The sequence below is a fragment of the Kitasatospora sp. NPDC056181 genome (assembly GCF_042266225.1).
Lineage (GTDB): Bacteria > Actinomycetota > Actinomycetes > Streptomycetales > Streptomycetaceae > Kitasatospora.
Genome location: NZ_JBHJUK010000008.1, coordinates 76,639 through 97,153, shown reverse-complemented (window position 1 = coordinate 97,153; position 20,515 = coordinate 76,639). Strand labels below are relative to the sequence as shown.

Below are 20,515 nucleotides of genomic sequence, written 5' to 3'. Positions count from 1 at the left end.
TCTCGCCCGCGCTCGTGCGCGGCAATCTGTATATCGGGGGCCGGCGCGGTCATTCGCCGACCGCCCCGGCACTCAGCGTAGGCAGTGCCTGCTCCGACGCGCTCTGCGCGGGACCGGCCTGGTTCGCCGTCGAACCGGGGAAGCTGCGCCTGAGCGCCGCCAGCATACCGAGCACGGTGGCCACCGACCCGGCCGCGTAGGCCAGGACCACACGGGTGGACACCTCGCCCGGCATGAACGTGACGCCGACGAGGACGACGGTTCCGGCCGCCCAGCAGAGCAGCTGGAGGTTGTGCCGCTTGAATACCATCAGCGCCTGGCCGAGCACCATCGCGAACATGTACGCCACGGTCCCTGCGGACATCCAGAAGAAGTCGAGGCAGCCGAGCACCGGCTTGGCGCCGAACAGCACCTGGATCAGCCAGGGGCCGAGGGCCACCGCGGGGATCCCGCCGAGCAGGCCGAGCAGGCCGACCACGGCGCCGATCCGGCGGAGCATGCCGCTGAAGGCCGCGCGGTCGCCGACCGCGATCGCCGCGGACAGTCCGTTGAGCAGCGAGGCCTGGAGCGAGCCGAAGACGAAGAGCGGGACCCGGGCCAGCACCAGCGCGTTGAGCAGCGCCGCGATCAGGGCCGAGTCCGACGGGGCGAGCAGCTTGGTGCTGACCACCGCCGCGTTCACCACGACCTGGGAGAGCAGGGTCGAGCAGATCAGCAGGCCGAGCCCGGAGCAGAGCTCGGACCAGGGGATCCGCGGCCCGGGCCGGACCACCCGCAGCAGCGCGGGCAGCGTCACCAGGGTGGCGGCGATCGGCGCCACGGCGAGGATCAGGCTGAACGCCAGGGCGGAGTGCACACCGGCGACGCCGCACCCGAAGGCGAGCCCGATCCGCAGGCCGCCGTCGACACCCAGCTGGGTGCCGTAGGCGCCGAACCGGCCGAGGCCGGCCAGCACGCCGCGGGTCAGGTAGCAGACGGCCATGCCGGCGAACGCGCCGCCCAGCGCGAGCACCAGCGAGCGGTCGCCGTGGAACATCACGTCGGCGATCTTCCCGGAGCCGACGCCCAGCGCCAGCAGGACGGTGCCGAGGATCGCCCCCGTCAGCAGGGTGGCCCGGCGCAGGACCGGCGTGGCGCCGTGCCCGAGCGCGGCGCGGGCCGCGACGATCCGGGTGAGCTCCTGCTCGATCGGGAAGAACACGCCGATACCGACGGACATCACGATCGTCCAGAGCAGCGAGACGTTCGCCATGTCGTCGACCGACAGGCTGTGGCCCGCCACACCGAGGTGGATGTACGAGGCGGCGCCGAGCACGACGGTGCCGCCGGCCACCGCCAGGGTTCCCGGCGGTAGCGCGGCGGCCACCTTCGTCAGCGGATTCTTCACTGAGATCTGTCGCTCTCGGTCGTCCGGGCCGCTATGGCCAGTTCGGTGAAGACGGGAGTGCCGAGCGCCTCCGCGAGCTGGTCGTGCCAGTCGGGCAGCGGGCTCAGGCCGGCGGCCGCCCAGCGGTCGTGGCCCAGCACGCTGAACGCGGGCCGGACGGCCGGGGTGACGAAGGCCGCGGAGGTGGTCGGGCGGATCCGCTCCGGGTCCAGCCCGCTCAGCCGGTACGTCTCGCGGGCCAGCCCGAACCAGGTGGTCCGGCCGGCGCCGGTGCCGTGGTAGACCCCGGCCGGGGCCTGCCCGGCGAGCGCGGCCAGGCCGAGCGCGACGAGCTGGCGGGCGAGGGCGAGCGACCAGGTCGGCTGGCCCTGCTGGTCCTCCACCACGTCGAGGGTGTCGCGCTGGGTGGCGAGCCTGAGCATGGTGGCGACGAAGTTCTTGCCGTGCTCGCCGTACAGCCAGGCGGTGCGCACGACGTAGCCGTGCTCCGGGAGGAGCTCGGCGACGGCCTGCTCCCCCACCAGCTTGCCGCGGCCGTAGGCGTTGACCGGGCCGGTGGGCGCGGTCTCGGCGTACGGCTCGGTGGCGTCGCCGGGCAGCACGTAGTCCGTGGACACCTGCAGCAGCCGGGCACCGGTCTTGGCACAGGCGGCGGCCAGGTGGCGCACGCCGGTCCCGTTGACGGCGGTGGCGGCCTCCTCGGCGCTCTCGGCGCCGTCGACGTTGGTCCACGCCGCGCAGTTGACGACGACGTCGTGGCCCTCGACGGCGGCCAGCACGGCCGCCGCGTCGGTGATGTCGAGGTCGGCCCGGCCGAGGGCGGTGACCTCGGCGGACCCGTCGGCGGCCAGGACCGCGAGCAGGTCCTGCCCGAGCATCCCGGCCGCGCCGGTGACGAGCCAGCGGACCTGCCCGGAGGCGTTGGCGGTCACTTCTCCAGAGCCGCCTTCGTCTTCAGCGGCTCCCACCAGGCGCGGTTCTCGCGGTACCAGGCGATCGTCGCGGCGAGGCCGTCCTCGAAGCGGACCTGCGGCTCGTAGCCGAGCTCCTCGCGGATCTTGCTGATGTCGATCGAGTAGCGCAGGTCGTGGCCCTTGCGGTCGGCGACGTAGTCGACCATGTCCCAGCCCGCCCCGGCGGCCTCCAGCAGCAGCCCGGTGAGCTCCTTGTTGGTGGCCTCGGTGCCGCCGCCGATGTTGTAGACCTCGCCGGCGCGGCCGTTGCGCATGACCAGCTCGATGCCCCGGCAGTGGTCCGAGACGTGCAGCCAGTCGCGGACGTTGCCGCCGTCGCCGTACAGCGGCACCTTCTTGCCGTCGATCAGGTTGGTGGTGAACAGCGGGATGACCTTCTCCGGGAACTGGTAGTGCCCGTAGTTGTTGGAGCAGCGGGTCACCACGACGTCCATGCCGTGCGTGCGGTGGTACGCCAGCGCCAGCAGGTCCGAGGAGGCCTTGGAGGCCGAGTACGGGGAGTTCGGCACCAGCGGCCACTCCTCCGTCCAGGAGCCCTCGTTGATCGAGCCGTACACCTCGTCGGTGGAGATGTGCACGAAGCGGCCGACGCCGTGCTTGCGGGCCGCGTCCAGCAGGACCTGGGTGCCGACGACGTTGGTCAGCACGAAGGGGCCGGCGCCCGCGATGGAGCGGTCCACGTGGGACTCGGCCGCGAAGTGGACCACGACGTCGTGGCCGGGCATGACCTGGTCGACGGCGTCGACGTCGCAGATGTCGCCCCGGACGAAGGAGTAGCCGCTGTGGCCCGCCACCGGCGCCAGGTTGGCCTCGACGCCCGAGTACGTGAGCTTGTCGAAGACCGTGATCTGGTCAGTGGTGTCGGCGCCCAGGAGCTGGCGGACGAATTCAGAACCGATGAAGCCGGCACCGCCGGTCACGAGGATGCGCATAGTGCGCCGTAGTCTACCGTCGCGCCGACGCCCCCACCGACCCGGGCCTCACCCGCCGCCCGGGACTCGAATAAGGTGCACGCATGCGTGGAATCCTTCTGGCCGGCGGCACCGGCTCGCGGCTCTGGCCGCTGACCCGGGCGGTGTCGAAGCAGCTCCTCCCGGTCTTCGACAAGCCGATGATCTACTACCCCCTCTCGACCCTTGTGATGGCGGGGATCAGCGAGATCCTGATCATCACCACCCCGAACGACAGGGAGCAGTTCGAGCGCCTGCTGGGCGACGGCTCCCAGTTCGGCCTCCGCCTGGAGTACGCCGTCCAGGAACGCCCCGAGGGCATCGCCCAGGCCTTCGTGCTGGGCGCGGACTTCATCGGCGACGAGCCCGTCGCGCTGATCCTCGGCGACAACATCTTCCACGGCAGCGGCCTGGGCACCCGGCTCTCCGAGCACACCGACGCCAAGGGCGGGCGGGTCTTCGCCTACCCGGTCGCCGACCCGACCGCGTACGGCGTGGTGGAGTTCGACGAGGACGGCCAGGTCATCTCCATCGAGGAGAAGCCGACCGAGCCCAAGTCCCGGTACGCCGTCCCCGGCCTGTACTTCTACGACAACCGCGTGGTCGAGATCGCCCGCGGTCTGAAGCCCAGTGCCCGTGGCGAGCTGGAGATCACCGCCGTCAACGAGGCCTACCTCCAGGCCGGCGACCTCCACGTGACGATCCTCGACCGGGGCACCGCCTGGCTGGACACCGGCACGTTCGTGTCGATGGTGCAGGCCTCGGAGTTCGTCCGGGTCATCGAGGAGCGCCAGGGCTTCAAGATCGGCTGCATCGAGGAGGCGGTCTGGCGGGCCGGCCTGATCGACGACGCGCAGCTGCGCGAGCTCGCCGAGCCGCTGCTCAAGAGCGGCTACGGCCAGTACCTGGTGGCGCTGCTGGACGAGGAGGGCTCCCGGTGAAGTTCAAGGAGCTGTCCATCGAGGGCGCCTGGGAGATCACGCCCCAGCTGCACGGCGACCCGCGCGGCCTGTTCACCGAGTGGTTCCGCTTCGACAAGCTGGCCGAGGTGGTCGGCCACCCGCTGCGGCTGGCCCAGGCCAACCTCTCGGTCTCCAGCCGCGGTGTCGTGCGCGGCATCCACTTCGCCGACGTCCCGCCCGGCCAGGCCAAGTACGTGACCTGCGTGCGCGGCGCGGTGCTGGACGTCATCGTGGACCTGCGGGTCGGCTCGCCGACCTTCGGCCGCTGGGAGGGCGTGCGCCTCGACGAGGACGAGCGCAAGGCGGTCTACATCTCCGAGGGCCTGGGCCACGGGTTCTGCGCGCTCAGCGACGACGCGACCCTCAGCTACCTGTGCTCCGAGACGTTCAACCCGACCGGTGAGCACGGGGTGCACCCGCTCGACCCGGAGCTCGGCATCGAGTGGCCGGCCGAGGCGCCGCAGCTCTCCGCCAAGGACGCCCAGGCGCCGTCGCTGGCCGAGGCGCTGGCGAGCGGGCTGCTGCCGGAGTACAAGGCCGTCAAGGAGTTCACGGCGGGCCTGAGCAAGGCCTACCAGGCCTGATCCGGACTCCCGCAAACAAGGGCCCGGCCGCATCAACTGCGGCCGGGCCCTTGGGTTTTGGTCGTTGACGGCGGAGCCGTGGCCGGCTCAGCGACCGCGGAAGACCCAGACCTTCAGCAGCAGGAACCTGGCGACGGTAGCGAGTCCGTTGGCCACCACCAGCCCGGCCACCTCGACCGGCCGGGAGGCGTCCGGCACCAGCACGGCCAGCAGGGCGAGCGCGCCGCTGCTGAGCCCGAGACCGATCAGGAAGGCCACCGCGCCCTGGAGTTGGTCGCGCAGCGCGCCCTCGCTGCCGGTGACCCCGAAGGTGAAGCGGCGGTTGGCCGCGGTGTTGGCGACCGCGCTCACCGCGAGCGCGACCAGGTTGGCGGCCTGCGCACCGGTGAAGAGGCGGACGCCCGCGAACAGCAGCAGGTAGAAGACCGTGCTCAGAACACCGATGACCAGGAAGGACGGCAGCTGGCGCCGGGTGCTCCGGCCCTCCTCCGGCGGACGGACCGGTTCGCCGGTGAAGGTCATCGGGTCTTTCCCTCCCGTTCGTCCTCGGCCGAGTCGTAGCCGACGAAGTACGCCGGACGGGCCTGGACGGCCGAGTAGATCCGCCCGACGTACTCGCCGAGCATGCCGACGCAGCAGAGCTGGACGGCGCCGATGAAGAGCATCCCGATGAACAGCGAGGACCAGCCGGGCACCGTCGAGCCCATCGCGTACGCGATGGTGGTGTAGATCGCCAGGCAGATGCAGACCAGGAAGCTCAGCATCCCGAGCCAGGTGGCCAGCCGCAGCGGGGCGGCCGAGAAGTTGGTGATGCTGTCGAGCGCCAGCCGCACCATCTTGGTCAGCGGGTAGTGGGTGGCGCCGGCGACCCGCTCCTCCCGGACGTAGACCACCTCGCCGCTGGGGAAGCCGAGCCACGGCACCAGCAGCCGGTAGACGGGCTGGTGTTCGGGCAGCGCCTTGAGCGCGTCCACCGCCGCCCGGCTGAGCAGCCGGTAGTCGCCGGCCTGGTTGGGCATCCGCTTGCCGACCAGCTTGCGCATCAGCCAGTAGTAGGCGCCGGCGGTGCGCCGCTTGAAGGAGCTGTCCGTCCCGCGGTCCCCGCGCACCCCGTAGACGATGTCGAGGTTCTCCTCGCGGGCGAGCGCCAGCATCTCCGGGATCTTCTCCGGCGGGTCCTGCAGGTCCGCGTCGATGCTCACCACGTAGTCGCCGAACGCCCGGTGGAGGCCGGCCTTGAGCGCCGCCTGGTGCCCGGAGTTGCGGGAGAACCGGATGATCCGGAACTGCGGCCAGTCCTGCCGGATCTTCTGCATCAGCACCGGGGTGGCGTCGGTGCTGCCGTCGTCCACGCCGACGACCTCGTAGTCGACCCCGAGCCCGTCCAGGATCGGCCGCAGCCGCTCGACGGTCAGCGGAAGCGCCTCCTGCTCGTTGTAGATCGGCATGACGACCGACAACTGCGGTGCCCTCGACATGAGTTGGTCCCGCTTTCCGCTGGGGGGGCTGGATTACGGCCGACAATAGCAGTTGGTCGTGAGCCCCCTATGAGATCGATGAGCAGGGGATTAGCGCATCGCGGCGCCCGCTGCGGGGCCCGCCGGCACCGGCCGGACACGGCGGCGGGGCACCCCCCGTCGGACGGGCGGCGCCCCGCGCTCGCAGTCATCGGCCCGGTGCCCCCGGGCCGTGGATCAGTCCCCGGGGAAGCTGCGGTGCCACGAGTGGACCCAGTTGTTGCCGGGCTTGGCCACCACGGTGATCCGCGGCGTCGAACCGGCGAGGTCCTTGCGCATCCGGTCGCCGGTGGCCGGGTCGGCGACCACGACGGTCATCGGCTCGCCCAGCTTCTCGGCGGCCTTCTTCACGTGGGCCAGGGCCGCCTCGTACTCCGCCGCCGGACGCTCGGCGGCGCCGATGTTCACCCAGTGGGTCTCGTACAGCGGGAGCATGTCGCCGCCGCGGTTACGCAGCAGGGTGGCGATCCACGTCGACTTGAGGTTCTTGTAGTCGTCGTTGGAGTAGAGGACCATCATCGGGCCGGAGATGCCGTCGAGGTCCTCCATCACCGTGGCACCGTTGCGGGGGCCGATGTCGCTCCAGGACTCACCGCGACTCCAGGCCATCAGCGAGTTGTTGTACCAGGCCGTGGGCGCGGCCTTGAACGACTCCATGCCCCACTGGACCCCGGCGAAGAGGCTGAGCGCGGTCGCCACCGAGAGCACCGAGAGGACGGCGTCGCCCGCCCTGCGCTGCAGCACGCCCACCCGGGCCGGCGACGTCGTCCGCAGCAGCGGTCCGACCGCACCGAGCGAGACCAGGGCGATCACCACACCGGTGCCCGCGAGCTTCTCGAAGTAGTACGACACGTGGCCGATCGTGCGCATCTGCCACCAGGCGAAGCCGGCGATGACCAGGCCGGAGCCGAGGACGAGGGCCAGGTGGGCCTGGCCGGTCCCGGTCCGGCGGTTGGTCGGCGCGGCCGCGGCGAGCAGCGCCAGCAGGAGGCCGCCGACGAGGATCGTCCGGTCCGCCCCGACGCTCGGGCCGCCCAGGTTGGAGGTACTGGCCACGTCGAGCTTGGAGAGCACGGAGACCACGCTGGGCAGTCCGGCCAGGCCCAGGGTGACCACGCCGGCCAGGCCGTAGAGGAGCCAGGCCTTGCGACGGAACCTCCTGCGGTGCACGACGAGCGTCGCCACGACGGCGATTCCCGCGACGGCACCGAAGAGGTTGTAGACGTAGGTGACGGTGATCAGGCCGAGCCCGGCGATCAGCAGGAACTCGGGCGTCCGCATGGCGGGCCGCACCAGGAAGGCGACCAGGACGGCCACCATCAGCAGGCCGATGATCGTCGAGTCGAAGCCGTGCGTGACGAGGTCGGTGTAGTTGCTGGAGAACACCAGCGCCGCGACCGTCCCGCAGACCGCCGCGGTGCGCCAGCCGCGCAGTCGCGGTCCGCCGATCCAGCGGGCCGCCCACACCAGCGCCGTGCCCAGCAGGGCGTAGGCGACCAGGATGTAGATCAGGTAGCGGTTCATGGTGTCGAGCGTCGACCCGAGGTCCGAGGACGAGCGGACCAGCGAGTCGACCCAGGCCAGCAGGAAGTGCGAACCCTGCGGGTACACCGCCTCGGCCGGCGACATCATGTAGGCCTTGGCGGCCTCCTGGTGCAGGAAGTTGTAACCGCCGACGTGCTCGATGCCGACGAAGTACGAGAAGTGGTTCAGCCGGTCCTCGGCGGTGGTGAGGAACTCCAGCCGCCAGCCCTTCCCCTTGCCCACCAGGGGCTTGTGCAGGTAGTGCCAGAGAACGTAGGTGGTGCCGAGCACCAGCAGGTCGGAGGGCCGGAACCGCAACGGCAGCCGCGGCGCCCGGCGGCTCAGCCAGCCGGTCAGCGTCACGACGGTGAGGAGCGCGCCCGAGGTGGGGATCGGGGCCAGCCCCCACGGCCAGAGCGAGAACGCCAGGCCGAGGACCAGCACCCCGCCGGCGACGGTCAGGGCCGCCGCGAACAGCCGGTCGAGCAGCACGCCGCCCACCCGCATCAGGGAGGCGACCGCCACCACCAGCAGCGGCAGCACCAGGATGCCCAGGCCGGTGGCGATCAGCGCGGCGGGCAGCAGCCACGAGGCCGCGAGGGCGCCGGCGAGGACGGGGAGGCTACGGGGCGTTTTTCCGGCGGGGGGTTCCACGGACCCGGACCCGCCGCCCGGTTCCACCGGCCCGGACGCACCGCCCGGTTCCGGCTCCTCGGGAGAGGAGAGCGTGGCCGCCATGGTGCGGAGTCTTTCCATCGAGACCCTGAAACCCCATCCCTTATTCGGGCACGCACGGTGCCCACCTTTACTCCGGCAATACCCAGCGATCATAGAGCAAGCGGTTTTTGCCCAAAGACAGAGGGCTTGGCGGAGATCATGCGATCTCCGCCAAGCCCTCCTTGACCAGGGGTCAAGTGTCAGATCGTCAATTACTTGAGGATCTTGGTGACCTGGCCGGCGCCCACGGTGCGGCCACCCTCACGGATGGCGAACTTGAGGCCCTCCTCCATGGCGATCGGCTGGATCAGCACGACCGTCATGGCGGTGTTGTCGCCCGGCATGACCATCTCGGTGCCCTCGGGGAGGGTCACGACGCCGGTCACGTCCGTGGTACGGAAGTAGAACTGCGGGCGGTAGTTGTTGAAGAACGGGGTGTGACGGCCACCCTCGTCCTTCGACAGGATGTACGACTGGGCCTCGAACTCGGTGTGCGGGGTGACCGAACCGGGCTTGATGATGACCTGGCCGCGCTCGACGTCCTCGCGCTTGATGCCACGGAGGAGCAGACCGACGTTCTCACCGGCCTGGCCCTCGTCGAGCAGCTTGCGGAACATCTCGATACCGGTGACCGTGGTGGTGGTCTTGGTGTCCTTGATGCCGATGATGTCGACGGTCTCGTTGACCTTCAGGATGCCGCGCTCGATGCGACCGGTGACGACGGTGCCACGACCGGTGATCGTGAAGACGTCCTCGATCGGCATCAGGAACGGCTGGTCCACGGCGCGGGCCGGGGTCGGGATGGCCTCGTCGACCGCGTGCATCAGGCCGAGGAGCTTCTCGCCCCACTCCTTGTCGCCCTCCAGCGCCTTCAGCGCGGAGACGCGGACGACCGGCAGGTCGTCGCCCGGGAACTCGTACTCGGAGAGGAGCTCACGGACCTCGAGCTCGACGAGCTCCAGGATCTCCTCGTCGTCCACCATGTCGGCCTTGTTCAGGGCGACGACGATGTAGGGGACGCCGACCTGGCGGGCCAGGAGGACGTGCTCCTTGGTCTGCGGCATCGGGCCGTCGGTGGCGGCGACGACGAGGATCGCACCGTCCATCTGGGCCGCACCGGTGATCATGTTCTTGATGTAGTCCGCGTGACCCGGGCAGTCGACGTGGGCGTAGTGACGCGCCTCGGTCTGGTACTCGACGTGCGCGATCGAGATGGTGATACCGCGCTGCCGCTCCTCCGGCGCCTTGTCGATCTGGTCGAACGGCGTGAAGGGGTTGATCTCCGGGTACGCGTCGTGCAGCACCTTGGTGATGGCCGCGGTAAGGGTCGTCTTACCGTGGTCGATGTGACCGATGGTGCCGATGTTGACGTGGGGCTTCGTCCGCTCGAACTTCGCCTTCGCCACTGCAGTCCTCCTGAGGACAGTTCTGTACGCCGTGCTGACGTCAGTTGGTCTTTGATCGGGTTTGGGTACGGGATGCCGAAGCAGCCCATGCCGTCCCGCGGGTGGGGGCGGAGATGCCCGGGGGAATCCGGCCGGATTCCCCCGGGTTGCCTCCTAATAGCCTAAGGGTTCGCAATCGTCCCGAATGTCGGGACGTACTGCGGTCTCAAGCAAGAGCCGGCAGGTGCCGGTCCTTACTCGCCCTTGGCCTTGGCGATGATGTCGTCCGCCACGTTCCGCGGAACCTCGGCGTACGAGTCGAACTGCATCGAGTAGCTCGCGCGACCAGAGGTCTTGCTGCGCAGGTCACCGACGTAGCCGAACATCTCGGAGAGCGGCACCAGCGCCGAAACGACGCGGGCACCGTAGCGCTCGTCCATGGACCGGATCTGGCCACGACGAGAGTTGATGTCGCCGATCACATCGCCCATGTAGTCCTCGGGCGTGGTGACCTCGACGGCCATCATCGGCTCGAGCAGGGTCGGGGACGCCTTGCGAGCGCCCTCCTTGAAGGCCATCGAGCCGGCGATCTTGAACGCGAGCTCGGAGGAGTCGACGTCGTGCGAGGCACCGTCGAGCAGCGTGACGCGGACACCCTGGAGCGGGTAGCCGGCGAGCACGCCGAACTCCATGGCCTCCTGGCAGCCGGCGTCGACCGAAGGGATGTACTCCTTCGGCACGCGGCCACCGGTGACCTTGTTCACGAACTCGTAGCCCTCGCCGGACTCGATCGGCTCGATCGCGATCTGGATCTTCGCGAACTGGCCGGAGCCACCGGTCTGCTTCTTGTGCGTGAAGTCGATACGCTCGACGGCCTTGCGGATCGTCTCGCGGTACGCGACCTGCGGCTTGCCGACGTTGGCCTCGACCTTGAACTCACGCTTCATACGGTCGACCAGCACCTCGAGGTGCAGCTCGCCCATACCCGCGATGATGGTCTGGCCGGTCTCCTCGTCCGTGTTGACCTGGAAGGACGGGTCCTCCTCGGCCAGGCGCTGGATGGCGGTACCGAGCCGCTCCTGGTCGCCCTTGGACTTCGGCTCGATCGCGACGCGGATGACCGGGGCCGGGAAGTCCATGGACTCCAGGATGACCGGGTGCTTCTCGTCGCTCAGGGTCTCGCCGGTGGTGGTCTGCTTGAGACCCATGACGGCGACGATGTCGCCGGCGCCCACCGAGTCGATCTCCTCACGCTTGTTCGCGTGCATGCGGTAGATCTTGCCGATGCGCTCCTTGCGGCCCTTCACCGCGTTGAGGACGGCGGTGCCGGCCTCAAGGCGCCCGGAGTAGATCCGGACGAAGGTGAGCTTGCCCAGGTGCGGGTCGGACATGATCTTGAACGCCAGAGCCGCGAGCGGCTCGTCGTCCGACGCCTTGCGGGAGATCTTGACCGTGTCGTCGCCGGGCTTGGTGCCCTCGATGGACTCGATGTCCAGCGGCGACGGGAGGTAGTTGACGACCGCGTCGAGCAGGGGCTGAACGCCCTTGTTCTTGAAGGCGGTGCCGCAGAAGATCGGCGTGAAGTCCGAGTTCAGCGTGCCCTTGCGGATCGCGGCGATCAGCAGCTCCTGGGGGACGTCCTCGCCCTCCATGGCGAGCTCCATCACCTCGTCGCTGACGGTCGACACGGTGTCCAGCAGCTTCTCGCGGTACTCCGCGGCCTGGTCGGCCAGCTCGGCCGGGATGTCGACGATGTCGTACATCTCGCCCTTGGCGGCCTCGGCCGTCCAGACCAGCGCCTTCATGCGGACCAGGTCGACAACGCCCTGGAAGTCCGACTCGGCACCGATCGGGAGCTGCATCACCAGCGGGGTCGCGCCGAGGCGCTCCACGATGGTGTCGACGCAGAAGAAGAAGTTCGCGCCCGTGCGGTCCAGCTTGTTGATGAAGCAGATGCGCGGGACGCCGTAGCGGTCAGCCTGCCGCCACACGGTCTCGGACTGGGGCTCGACACCGGCGACACCGTCGAACACCGTGACGGCACCGTCGAGGACGCGCAGCGAACGCTCCACCTCGACGGTGAAGTCGACGTGACCCGGGGTGTCGATGATGTTGATGGTGTTGTCGACGCCGTCGAGCGTCCAGTGACAGGTCGTCGCGGCCGACGTGATCGTGATGCCGCGCTCCTGCTCCTGCTCCATCCAGTCCATGGTGGCAGCGCCATCGTGGACCTCACCGATCTTGTACGAGACACCGGTGTAGAACAGGATCCGCTCGGTGGTGGTGGTCTTGCCCGCGTCGATGTGCGCCATGATCCCGATGTTGCGGACCCTGGCGAGGTCAAGGGAGGTTGCAGCCATGGTGGCTCGTTCTCTCTCTGTCTAGTGACGGGGTAGGGACTACCAGCGGTAGTGCGCGAAGGCCTTGTTGGACTCGGCCATCTTGTGAGTGTCCTCGCGACGCTTCACGGAAGCGCCCAGGCCGTTGCTGGCGTCGAGGATCTCGTTCATCAGGCGCTCGGTCATGGTCTTCTCGCGACGGGCGCGGGAGTAACCGACCATCCAGCGCAGCGCCAGGGTGCTGGCGCGGCCCGGACGGACCTCGACCGGAACCTGGTAGGTCGCGCCACCGACACGGCGGGACTTGACCTCGAGGGCCGGCTTGACGTTCTCCAGCGCGCGCTTCAGCGTCACGACGGGGTCGGAGCCGGTCTTCTCACGGACGCCCTCGAGGGCGCCGTAGACGATCCGCTCGGCGGTGGAGCGCTTGCCGTGCAGCAGGATCTTGTTGACCAGCTGGGTGACGACCGGGGAGCCGTAAACCGGGTCGATGATGACCGGGCGCTTCGGGGCGGGGCCCTTACGAGGCATTCTTACTTCTCCTTCTTGGCGCCGTAGCGGCTGCGGGCCTGCTTGCGGTTCTTGACACCCTGGGTGTCAAGCGAACCGCGGATGATCTTGTAGCGGACACCAGGAAGGTCCTTCACACGACCACCGCGGACCAGCACGATGGAGTGCTCCTGCAGGTTGTGGCCCTCGCCCGGGATGTAAGCGGTGACCTCGATCCCGCTGGTGAGGCGCACACGGGCGACCTTGCGAAGCGCCGAGTTCGGCTTCTTCGGGGTGGTCGTGTACACACGCGTGCAGACCCCACGGCGCTGCGGGGAACCCTTCAGCGCGGGAGTCTTGTTCTTCTCGACCTTGTCCTGCCGGCCCTTTCGGACCAGCTGCTGGATCGTAGGCACCGTTTCTCCGTTTTCTGTGTGCCAAGGCTTGGTGGAACTAACCTGCGGTGTTCCCGTCGCACACGGCCCCGTGGTCGACCCACGCGGTCGGGTGTGTTGGGTTTATTCCGGCACGGAATCCCATGGGCTGCTGTACAGCGACGGCGCTCACGCGCGGCGCGCCGAAAAGGCGCTCCGGCTTGGCGCGGCGACCGGTGTGCATGCACGCACAAGGACCCGGGGACACCCCAGGCACAAGGTCAGAGCGTACCTAGCGCATCGGGCTCGGTCAAAACAAATGCAACGCCGCAGGTCGTGGCCGTCGGGACGGAAGTACGGCCGGGGTGCCGGGGAGCTCCCGGCCCCTCTACCACACATCCGGAATGTCCGCACTCCCGACCCTACGCGTCCGCCGGTGTCGCCGCGAGCGGACGGTGCCGCCCGCGCCCGGCCCGGTGACCGCGTGACTCCTCCCCCGCCACCGGTCGCTGCGGGGGCTCCTCCCGGTCGGTGACCACCACCAGCAGGGCCAGGACCAGGGCCGCCGCCGTGTAGACGCCCACCCAGAGCGGCCAGCCACCGGGCGGCGCCCACATCGCCGGGTGGAGGAAGAACGATCCGGTGGTGCCGACGGCGTTGCGGCGCAGCGCCCAGACGAAGGCCGCCACGTTCGCGAACGCGAGCGCGAAGGCGGAGAGCAGCAGCAGCCGGCGCCACGGCATCCCCGGCCGCCAGGACTGCCGGGCCAGGATCACGGTGGCCATGATCGGCAGGCCCACCGAGAAGGGCAGCAGGTAGCGGCCCTGCCAGATCAGGCCGAGCGTGCTCGCCTGATTGGCCTGGGCGGCCACCGGGATCACGACGATGCCGATCAGCGCGCCCACGATCGCCAGCGCCTCGCGGAAGCGGGCGAAGCAGAGCGCGAGCAGGCCCAGCATCACCACGATCCCGCTCCAGAGCAGCAATGTCGCGGCCGGCGACGGGGCGTCGAGCCAGCCGAACAGGCCGATCATCTGGTGGACCCAGATGAGGGTGTTGTCGAAGGTGATCCGGGCCGCCTTCAGCGCGGTCAGGTCGTCCGGCGTCGCGATGACGGAGTGGTCGGGGTGCTGGGAGGCCCAGGCCATCGCGCCGACCGTGGCGGCGGCGATGGCGGTGCCCCAGAGCCAGGCCGAGCGGCGGCGCAGCACCTGGCGCAGGGCTCCGCGCTCCTGCAGCAGCAGGGCGAAGAAGAGCGCGCCGGCGAACCAGATCAGGCCCAGCGGCCGGATGCTGATCAGCACGATCGCACCGATGCCCAGCCGGCCCAGCCGGCGGGTGAGCAGCGCCGCGTCCGGCACCATGAGTATCGGCAGTCCGGCGCTCCAGGCCAGGACGCCGGCCGCGATCTCCGGGCCGCTGGGGTTGACCATGCCCGACATGAACAGGGCCATCGGAGTGGCGGCGGCCATCACGCCGAGCAGCGGGACGGAGCGCCGGCGCCACTCGGCGGCCGAGATCACCGCGCTGGCCAGCAGCGCGGCGCAGACCAGCGCCGACATCAGGCGCATCAGGTAGATCCCGCCCTCACCGGACACCATGAGGCTGGGCCAGCCGACGACCAGGTAGTAGGCGGGGTTGTACCGGCCGGCGGCGGTGGTCACCTGCACCTCGCCCCCGTTGTCCCTCAGCTTCGGGGCGCAGTCGGCCGGGACCGTGGACTTGAAGACGTAGCAGGTGTTGACGTCCTTGAGGTCCTGGTAGAACTTCGGCAGCATGACCCCGGTCTCGGCGAACTTGCCCTCGATGTCGGCGACCACGTGCGGGACCATCACCTCGCGGCCCTCGATCTGGCCGCGGGCGACGGCGGCGGCCCTGATGATGTGCGCGTGCTCGTCCGGCGAGGCCCCGATCGGGGTGGCCATCGACCAGGAGCCGCCCAGCACGAAGAACAGGGCGAAGGACACGGCCCAGAGCCGTCCGGGGGTCGTGGCGAGCCGGTCGGCGAGCCGCTTCAGGGCGTTCATCATCGGGTGCTGGGCCTCGGGGGATTCGGGTCGGTCGGGACAGGCCGGGAGCCGGTCACCGGATCATGCTGGACCAAGACTGGTCACCGTTCTTCGAGCACGTGCCGCCGGGGGCGAACTTCGGGCAGCTGCCGTCCAACTTCTGCACCGTGTGCGACACCCACGGCAGGATCCGGTAGGAGTTCTCCTTGGCCGGCATGTACCGGTCCGCCATCGACGAGGAGACCGTGCCGAACAGGAACAGCAGGGCGAACAGTGTGCCGACGGCCGCGGCCCGCAGGTTCGGGAAGGCCTCACCGGACGCCGTGCTCGCGCCGGCCGGCGTGAGCTCGCCGCCCGCCGTGCGACGCTCCGCCAGCCGCAGCGACACCAGATGCGCTACCAGGGCGCAGATGATCAGACCGCAGTAGAGGAGCTGGTTGTTGGTGCGGGTGTAGAGCTGGACGGTCTGCGTCTCGTACATGTGCGAGGCGATGTACATGCGCATCAGCCAGGCGCTGGCGAACATGCAGCAGATGGTGACCACCAGCGGCTTGCGCAGGCCGAGCCAGAGCGCGGCGCCCAGGCAGACGAACATCACGACGGCGAACAGCCCCATGCCGCCGAACTCGCCCGGCGGTGGCCATTCGCCCACCTTGCCCGGCATGTCGGTGCGCCACATCAGGAAGTACGCCGGGTCGGTGAAGTTGTCGAAGCGGAAGTTGAAGTCCTTGGTGTCCTGCCCCACGGTCAGCATGGTGAGCAGGTAGCTGCCGGCGACGGCCAGGAAGGTCGCAGCGGTGACACCGAGGAAGGCCAGGCCCTTGGCCCGGCCCGTCCGCCACGGGAAGTAGAGCAGCGCCGCGACCACGACGCCGGCCGCGCTCCACAGGAACCAGCCCGAGTAGGTCAGGAAGAGCACGCCCAGGGCCGCGCCGAAGCCGGCCGCCTTGAGCAGCACCGGCCGCCAGGGCGCCGTCCCGCTGCTGCGCAGCTCGACCACCAGCGCGACCAGCACCGGCACCAGGAGAACCAGCACGGTCTGGCTGTAGGGCTTGTAGGCATCGATCAGGGCGAAGGCCGGCAGCACGCCGAAGGCCAGCGCGCGCACCGGGCTGAGCAGCATCCGCCAGGCCAGGTACACCAGCGGGCCGAACCCGGCCGCGCCGAGGATCTGGAGGTCCTTGAAGGCGTACGCGGTGTTGCCGCCGCGGAACCACTCGGCGTAGTAGCCGAGGGTGTAGAGCGGCAGCGGTGGATAGACCGGCGAGCCGGAAGGCTGCCCGTTCGCGACCGCGTGAGCCCATTCGACGATTCGTCCGCTGTCGCCGTTGAGGCCGAACATCGGCCACGGAGTGCCGAGCAGTGCGACGACGGCACCCGCCGCGACGAAGCCGCTGGCGAGGCCGGCCACACCGGCGGCGGCGAAACGGGTGACCAGGTCGAAGTGGCGGCCGGCCCGGAGCCGCAGCGCGACGACGGTCAGCGCGAGCAGCGCCAGGCCGATCAGGGCGAACCGGAACTGGAGCGCCGCGAGGCCGCTCACCTGGGCGATCCGGTCCAGCGGGTCGAGGTCGAAGCCGCGGGCCAGCAGTGGCAGCACCAGCGCCGCCAGGAAGGCGACGACCGCCTCCCCCGCCAGCAGCAACGGGGACGAGGCCCGGCGGTCGGCGCCCGTGCGATGACCCCGGGTCGACACCGCCGTTCGGGTACGTGCCCCGGTCAAGGAGAGCCTGCTGGCGTCCTCGGCACTGACTGTCACTGGACTGGTCCCTCGGCTGGTGAATACTCCGGCTGGCTTCCGGACCCGCGGCTCCGCGGCCGGCTGCGGAAGCGAGGCCCCCGGCGGTTCCTCCGGGGCAGTTGCTCCGGGAATCCTAAGGCTTGATAGCACAGGAGTTCACTGTGGATCGCCCTTTCGGTCGCCCACCCGTCCAGCGGAGGTGACCGGCCGTCGACCGGGCCGCCGACGGCCCGGTCACCCCGCGGCGACCACGGCCAGCATCAGCAGGGTCCAGGCCAGTGACCCCAGGTAGCCGAAGATCAGGCCGACCGTGGCCATCCCGTCGCCGTCCTCGTTGCGCTCGCGGATCTGGTTCTTGGCGATGTGGCCGGTGATCACCGCGGGCAGCCCGAGCCCGATCACGCCGAGCACCAGGGAGGTCACGGCCATGCTGTTGGTGGGCCGTGCCGGGGGCAGCAGGGGCGGCGGCAGGAAGGTGGGCGGCACCTGGCCCACCGGCGTCATCGGCGTCATCATCGGGCCGGACGGCAGGTCGGCCACCAGCCGGGCGAGCTCGCCGTACGTCTGCGCGGCGCTCACCGCGTCGAAGCGCTGGCCGTACTCGTCGGCGGTGAGGCGGCCCTCGGCGTACGCGGCCTTCAGCACGTCGACCGTGCGGTCCCGGTCCGTGTGCGCCGCCCGCATCTGCGACTGGTGCACCTGCGCGGGCGGGCGCGACCTGGCGTACGGATCGGAGGGCACCTGCGGTGGCCTGGCCCCGTACCCGGGGCTCTGCTCGCCCCACGGCTGAACCGCCATCCGCCACCTCCGACACCCGGCGCCCAGCGCGCTCACTGCCTCTCATAGTGCAGGACGAACCGGGGCGCTGAGTAGTTGCCACTTTTCCCGGCGGACTCGGGAACGTCCGGAACGGGGCCCGCACACCTCGTCTGGGTCACCCGTTCGGCCCAGACGCGCCGAAGATCATTAAGGGGGCGACAGCCCCGTCCCGGCGGTGGCAGGCTGTCGCCGAACCACCCCTACCACCGCAGAGAAGGCCACCATGCAGGCGTCAGCGCCGCCGCCCTCCCCCGCACCCGCCCCCAGCGCCCCCTCGGCCGTGAGCATCCAAGGCCTGTGGAAGCGCTTCGGCTCCCAGGCCGCGGTGGCCGGGCTGAGCCTGGAGCTGCCGGCCGGGGCGTTCATCGGGCTGGTCGGCCCGAACGGCGCCGGCAAGACCACCACCCTGTCGATGGTCACCGGCCTGCTCCGGCCGGACCAGGGCACCGTCCTGGTCCACGGCTCCGACGTCTGGGCCGACCCGGTCTCGGTCAAGGCCCGGATCGGCATCCTGCCCGAGGGCCTGCGGATGTTCGAGCGGCTCAGCGGCCGCGAACTGCTCCAGTACAACGGCCGGCTGCGCGGCCTTCCCGGCGCCGAGGTGGACCGCCGGACCGAGGAGCTGCTGGCCGTCCTCGACCTGGCCGGCGACGCCGACAAGCTGGTCGCCGACTACTCCACCGGCATGCGCAAGAAGATCGGCCTGGCCGCCGCGCTGCTGCACAACCCGGACGTGCTCTTCCTCGACGAGCCCTTCGAGGGCGTCGACCCGGTCTCCGCCCAGACCATCCGCGGGGTGCTCAAGCGGTACGCCGCGGCCGGCTGCACCGTCGTCTTCTCCAGCCACGTCATGGAACTGGTCGAACAGCTCTGCGACTGGGTCGCCGTGGTCAACGCCGGCCAGGTGATCGCCCAGGGGCCGCTGGACGCCGTCCGCGGCGAGCGCAGCCTGCACGAGGCCTTCCTGTCCCTGATCGGCGTCCGGGAGGACGACGTCCAGGCGCTCGGCTGGCTCGGGAACGGCCGCACCGACGGCGCACCGGCCGGCGACGGGCGCCCCGAGGGCGACCGGCTCGGGGGCGAACAGCGGTGAGCTCCCCCCAGACCACCGGCGTCCGCGCCGCCCCCACCCCGGTGCCCGACGGCCGGACGGTGGTCCGCGCGCTCGTCGCGCTCAAACTCCGGCTGCTCCGCAACGGGCTGCGGCGCAGCCCCGGCCGGACCGCCGTCTACGTCATCGGCGCCGTGGTCGGCCTGCTGTTCGCGGCCCTGATCGCCGTCGGCATGGCGGTGCTCAACGGCCACGACGGTGCCGGGGACGCCGGCGTGATGCTGACCGGCGTGCTCGCGATCGGCTGGGCCGCGCTGCCGCTCTTCCTCTTCGCCAGCGACGAGAGCTCCGACCCGACCCGGCTCACCATGCTGCCGCTGCGCCCCGGGCCGCTGCTGCGCGGCTCGTTGCTGGCCGCAATGATCGGGCCCGGGCCGCTGGTCGCGCTGGTGCTGCTCACCGGCGCCGCACTGTCCGGCGCGGACGGCGCCGCCTCCGCGGTGGCCGCGCTGGCGGGCGTCCCGCTGGCCGTGGTCTGCCTGGTGACGCTCTCGCGCTCGGTCGCGGCCGGCAACGCCCGGCTGCTCTCCAGCCGGCGCGGCAAGGACTTCGCGATCTTCGGCGGCCTGCTCTTCGCGCTGCTCGTCCAGATCGCCAACCTCGGCTCGCAGAGCGTCTTCGGCAAGCCCGGCGAGCACGGCGTCGACCTCAGCCCGCTCGCGCCGATCGCCTCGGTGCTGCGCTGGGTGCCGCCGGTCGGCGCGGTGGACGCCGCCCGCACCGCCGGCGAGGGGCGCTACGGCCTGGCGCTGCTCCAGCTCGCCTCCACCGCCGCCCTGCTGGCGCTGCTGTTGCGCTGGTGGCGGGCCAGTCTCCAGCAGCTGATGGTCACCGCGGACGCCTCCACCCTGGAGGTGGCGCGCGGGGTGCAGTCCTCCCGCGGCTGGCGCTTCCTGCCCGAGGGCCGGACCGGCGCGGTGATGCAGCGTCACCTCAGGTACGCCTGGCGGGAGCCGCGGGCCAAGGCCGCCGTCTTCACCAGCATCGGGATGACCGTGGTGCTCTGCGTGCTCTCGGTCGTCCAGGGCTGGTCCACCGTGTACCTGATCGCGGCGACCGGGCTGTTCCTCGGCCTGCAGATGGTCAACCTGTTCGGCATGGACGGCTCGGCCTTCTGGATGGTCGCCGCGACCCTGCTCACCCCCGCCGACGCCCGGGACGAGCTGCGCGGGCGGGCCTACGCGGTGCTCTCGTACGCGGTGCCGGTGACCCTCGTGCTGGCCGTGCCGCTGGCCGCCGTCACCGGCGACTGGGCCGGCCTGGCACCGGCCGTCGGCCTGGCGTTCGCCCTGCTGGGCTGCGGCATCGCGATCGGCGCGGTGTTCAGCGTGCTGACGCCGTACACCATGCCGGCCGACAGCAGCCCGATGCGCAACGCCGCTCCCGGCCAGAGCGGCCTGGTGATGCTGAACAGCTTCGGCTCGATGTTCGGCGCCGCCCTGCTCGGCGCCCCTGTGGCCGGCTACCTGGGGTGGGCCCTGATCGCCGACGGCCCGGCCTGGCCGGTCCTCCTGCTCGGCCCGCTCTACGGCGTGCTGGTCGCCGTCCTCGGTCTGCGCCTCGCGGCCGGCCGCCTGCTGGAGCGGATCCCGGAGATCCTCGCCAAGACCGTCGAACGCTGACGGCCGCCTCC

General features: G+C 70.5%; 17 protein-coding genes. 4 read left to right on the top strand and 13 right to left on the bottom strand.

The window, feature by feature from the left end; translation table 11 throughout:
• Positions 1 to 49 precede the first annotated feature (49 nt).
• The 3 genes from ACFC1F_RS05910 to rfbB are packed head-to-tail and all read right to left on the bottom strand — an operon-like array spanning position 50 to position 3,293.
• Positions 50 to 1,387, bottom strand: coding sequence for a lipopolysaccharide biosynthesis protein (locus ACFC1F_RS05910; RefSeq protein WP_376155986.1), 1,338 nt, complete (start codon positions 1,385 to 1,387; stop codon positions 50 to 52).
• Complete coding sequence (gene rfbD / locus ACFC1F_RS05905; protein ID WP_374106083.1) at positions 1,384 to 2,319, bottom strand: dTDP-4-dehydrorhamnose reductase; 936 nt, start codon at positions 2,317 to 2,319, stop codon at positions 1,384 to 1,386. The genes ACFC1F_RS05910 and rfbD overlap by 4 nt, the downstream gene beginning before the upstream one ends.
• Positions 2,316 to 3,293: a dTDP-glucose 4,6-dehydratase gene (gene rfbB, locus ACFC1F_RS05900; protein ID WP_148644384.1), complete on the bottom strand. Its 978-nt coding sequence runs from the start codon at positions 3,291 to 3,293 to the stop codon at positions 2,316 to 2,318. The genes rfbD and rfbB overlap by 4 nt, the downstream gene beginning before the upstream one ends.
• 83 nt (positions 3,294 to 3,376) lie before the next feature.
• On the opposite strand from rfbB, the gene rfbA reads away from it, so the two are divergent.
• Together rfbA and rfbC are read left to right on the top strand one after the other, a co-directional pair.
• Positions 3,377 to 4,252 carry a glucose-1-phosphate thymidylyltransferase RfbA gene (gene rfbA, locus ACFC1F_RS05895; protein ID WP_209414057.1) on the top strand — a complete coding sequence of 292 codons (876 nt, stop codon included), beginning with the start codon at positions 3,377 to 3,379 and terminating at the stop codon, positions 4,250 to 4,252.
• On the top strand, positions 4,249 to 4,857 hold the full coding sequence (gene rfbC / locus ACFC1F_RS05890) for a dTDP-4-dehydrorhamnose 3,5-epimerase (protein WP_209414055.1): 609 nt from the start codon (positions 4,249 to 4,251) through the stop codon (positions 4,855 to 4,857). Before rfbA ends, rfbC begins: the two co-directional genes overlap by 4 nt.
• 87 nt (positions 4,858 to 4,944) lie before the next feature.
• Here rfbC and ACFC1F_RS05885 read toward each other — a convergent pair whose 3' ends face one another.
• The 10 genes from ACFC1F_RS05885 to ACFC1F_RS05840 all read right to left on the bottom strand — a co-directional run bounded on the left by ACFC1F_RS05885 (position 4,945) and on the right by ACFC1F_RS05840 (position 17,750).
• On the bottom strand, positions 4,945 to 5,379 hold the full coding sequence (locus tag ACFC1F_RS05885) for a GtrA family protein (RefSeq protein ID WP_209414053.1): 435 nt from the start codon (positions 5,377 to 5,379) through the stop codon (positions 4,945 to 4,947).
• Entirely contained in the window at positions 5,376 to 6,335 is a 960-nt protein-coding gene (locus ACFC1F_RS05880; protein ID WP_376155982.1) for a glycosyltransferase family 2 protein, read from the bottom strand. The genes ACFC1F_RS05885 and ACFC1F_RS05880 overlap by 4 nt, the downstream gene beginning before the upstream one ends.
• Before the next feature lie 216 nt (positions 6,336 to 6,551).
• Positions 6,552 to 8,636 (bottom strand): hypothetical protein, encoded by a 2,085-nt coding sequence (locus ACFC1F_RS05875; protein ID WP_376155981.1) that lies wholly within the window; start codon positions 8,634 to 8,636, stop codon positions 6,552 to 6,554.
• A 191-nt stretch (positions 8,637 to 8,827) separates the two neighbouring features.
• Positions 8,828 to 10,021 carry an elongation factor Tu gene (gene tuf, locus ACFC1F_RS05870; RefSeq protein WP_376155979.1) on the bottom strand — a complete coding sequence of 398 codons (1,194 nt, stop codon included), beginning with the start codon at positions 10,019 to 10,021 and terminating at the stop codon, positions 8,828 to 8,830.
• A gap of 233 nt (positions 10,022 to 10,254) precedes the next feature.
• Positions 10,255 to 12,360 (bottom strand): elongation factor G, encoded by a 2,106-nt coding sequence (fusA, locus tag ACFC1F_RS05865; protein WP_376155977.1) that lies wholly within the window; start codon positions 12,358 to 12,360, stop codon positions 10,255 to 10,257.
• Positions 12,361 to 12,399: 39 nt separating this feature from the next.
• Positions 12,400 to 12,870, bottom strand: a complete 471-nt coding sequence (rpsG, locus tag ACFC1F_RS05860) for a 30S ribosomal protein S7 (protein ID WP_030055803.1) — start codon at positions 12,868 to 12,870, stop codon at positions 12,400 to 12,402.
• Between the two features lie 2 nt (positions 12,871 to 12,872).
• Positions 12,873 to 13,244: a 30S ribosomal protein S12 gene (gene rpsL, locus ACFC1F_RS05855; RefSeq protein ID WP_014144289.1), complete on the bottom strand. Its 372-nt coding sequence runs from the start codon at positions 13,242 to 13,244 to the stop codon at positions 12,873 to 12,875.
• 380 nt (positions 13,245 to 13,624) lie between these two features.
• A complete protein-coding gene (locus ACFC1F_RS05850) occupies positions 13,625 to 15,229 on the bottom strand; it encodes a DUF2142 domain-containing protein (RefSeq protein WP_376155975.1) in 1,605 nt (534 codons plus the stop codon).
• Between the two features lie 55 nt (positions 15,230 to 15,284).
• A complete protein-coding gene (locus ACFC1F_RS05845; protein ID WP_376155973.1) occupies positions 15,285 to 16,907 on the bottom strand; it encodes a hypothetical protein in 1,623 nt (540 codons plus the stop codon).
• Positions 16,908 to 17,186: 279 nt separating this feature from the next.
• On the bottom strand, positions 17,187 to 17,750 hold the full coding sequence (locus ACFC1F_RS05840; RefSeq protein ID WP_376155971.1) for a DUF1707 and DUF4190 domain-containing protein: 564 nt from the start codon (positions 17,748 to 17,750) through the stop codon (positions 17,187 to 17,189).
• Between the two features lie 244 nt (positions 17,751 to 17,994).
• On the opposite strand from ACFC1F_RS05840, the gene ACFC1F_RS05835 reads away from it, so the two are divergent.
• Positions 17,995 to 18,864 (top strand): ABC transporter ATP-binding protein, encoded by an 870-nt coding sequence (locus ACFC1F_RS05835; protein ID WP_376155969.1) that lies wholly within the window; start codon positions 17,995 to 17,997, stop codon positions 18,862 to 18,864.
• Entirely contained in the window at positions 18,861 to 20,504 is a 1,644-nt protein-coding gene (locus tag ACFC1F_RS05830; RefSeq protein WP_376155967.1) for a transporter, read from the top strand. The genes ACFC1F_RS05835 and ACFC1F_RS05830 overlap by 4 nt, the downstream gene beginning before the upstream one ends.
• The last annotated feature ends 11 nt before the right edge of the window (positions 20,505 to 20,515 follow it).